Consider the following 1894-nt stretch of genomic DNA (forward strand, 5'->3'; position numbering starts at 1 on the left):
CGCTGCGCGCCGCCCACCTGGCGATTGCCGGCGTTCTGCAGGCCGCCCCGCGACTCGACACGCTGCCGGGTCGCGTCGCTGCGGTACGGCGTATTGCCGCGCCGCGCAGGGTCGTGGTTCCAGTTCACATTGTTGCGACTGGCATCGAGCTTGCGGTTCACGTTGATGTTGTTGTACCGGTTCACATCGATATCCACATCACCATGGCCCCAGTCGAAATCGCCCCACAGTGAATTGGTAATGGCAACACCCGTGCCCCACGCCAGCCCGCTGACCAGCGCGGTGGCGAATACCGAACCCGGCGGCGGCGGATAGTAGGCGGGGGGGTACGACGGATAGGGCCAGGTGCCGTAGACGCTGGATGGGTTATACGAAGGCACGTACACCACGCTGGGCGACGCCGGCTCGATGGTGACCACCGTGCTGCCGTTCTGCGTCTGCGTGGACACCTTCTGCTGTTCGTTGCTGGCCAGGTTGCCCGCCTGCTGGGCCTGCGCGCGCAGGCGCTGTACCGAGTCCATGACGTCGCCGGGCTGGTCCAGGAAGGCATCGCCCACGTTGCGCACCCAGTCGGGCTGCCGCCCCATCATGTCCAGCACCGACGGAAACGCGGCCAGCGACATGACACTGGGGTCCCAGGGCTTGTCCTGCACCGCGGTCACGGCGGCGTCGCCGCTTAAGCTGGTGTTCTGTTTCGACCACTGAGCGGCTGCGGCCACGTCGTCCGGGTAAGTGGTTGCCATCAGCAATTGCGACAGCAGCGAATCCGGGTACAGCGCCACCGGCGCCAGCATCTGGTCGAGCTGTTCTTTGCCAAAACTGGACTGTGCCAGGCCGGGAGGGCTGGCAAACAGCAATGCCAGCAGTACAAGCCAATACCGTAAAACCCGCCTCATGCTTTTCTCCTGCAAGGAAAGCAGACTGCAGTGGGATTTCCGCCTGTTCGGGCGGACGGACACGCTGTACGAATTCAGGACACTACCGCGTAAGCATATCGCCTGGCCCGGTCATGTCAAGCAATCCGGGCCACGGCCCGGCGCTCAGGCGGCCGGCAGCGGCCGGCGCGGGTTGGCCGCGAAGGCCACCAGAATCTGCACCACGCCGGCCGTGATGCCGATACCGGCGCCGACTTGCCAGGCCAGGGTGTAGTTGTGCAGCAGGTCGTAGGCCAGGCCGCCGCCGATGGCGCCCGTGAAGCTGCCCAGTTGGTGGCTGCAGAAGGCCACCCCCGCCAGCATGGCCTGCCAGCGCAGCCCGAAGGTCTCGGCGATCCAGCCCGACACCAGCGGCACCACGCCCAGCCACAGAAAGCCCACGATGGCCACGAACACCAGCGTGGTCTCGGGCGTGGGCAGCGTGCGGAAATACCAGATGAACGCCAGCGACCGCAGCACGTAGATCAGGCCCAGCAGCGCCTGCTTGTTCCAGCGCCCCCCGGCCCAGCCGAAAAACAGCGAGCCCAGGGCATTGAAGGCGCCGATGGTGGCCAGTGCCTTGGCCGCCAGCATGGGATCCATGCCGCACAGGTCCAGGTAAGAAGGCAGGTGAGTGGTCAGGAACACCAGCTGCATGCCGCACACGAAGTAGGCGGTGGCCATGACCATGAAGGGCAGGTTCGCCAGCGCCTTGGCAAGCGCCTGCCGGGCATTCAGGTCTTGCCCGGCAGGCGCGGGCGGGCTGGGCAGGCGGTCGACTTTGCCTGCCCACCAGGCCGCTGGCAGCATGAACAGCGCCAGCACCACGAAGGTCAGTGCGCCCAGCCGCCAGTTCCAGGCCTGGATGATGGCCTGGCCCACGGGGGCGGCCAGCATGGCGCCCAACGAACCCGCCGCCGATACGATGCCCAGCGCCAGGCTGCGCGCCGCCGGCGATACTGGACGCGCCGCGGCGGCCA

General features: G+C 66.9%; 2 protein-coding genes. Both read right to left on the reverse strand.

Annotated features, from left to right (window positions below):
- Positions 1 to 896: DUF3300 domain-containing protein (locus tag LPZ50_RS24575; RefSeq protein ID WP_230665451.1), on the reverse strand; the 896-nt coding region annotated here is incomplete at its 3' end.
- Positions 897 to 1040: 144 nt separating this feature from the next.
- Positions 1041 to 1894 (reverse strand): MFS transporter (locus LPZ50_RS24580; RefSeq protein WP_230665452.1); only part of this gene is annotated, 854 nt, incomplete at its 5' end.

This window comes from Bordetella petrii (assembly GCF_020991325.1).
In the GTDB taxonomy this organism is placed as follows: domain Bacteria; phylum Pseudomonadota; class Gammaproteobacteria; order Burkholderiales; family Burkholderiaceae_B; genus Bordetella_A; species Bordetella_A petrii_E.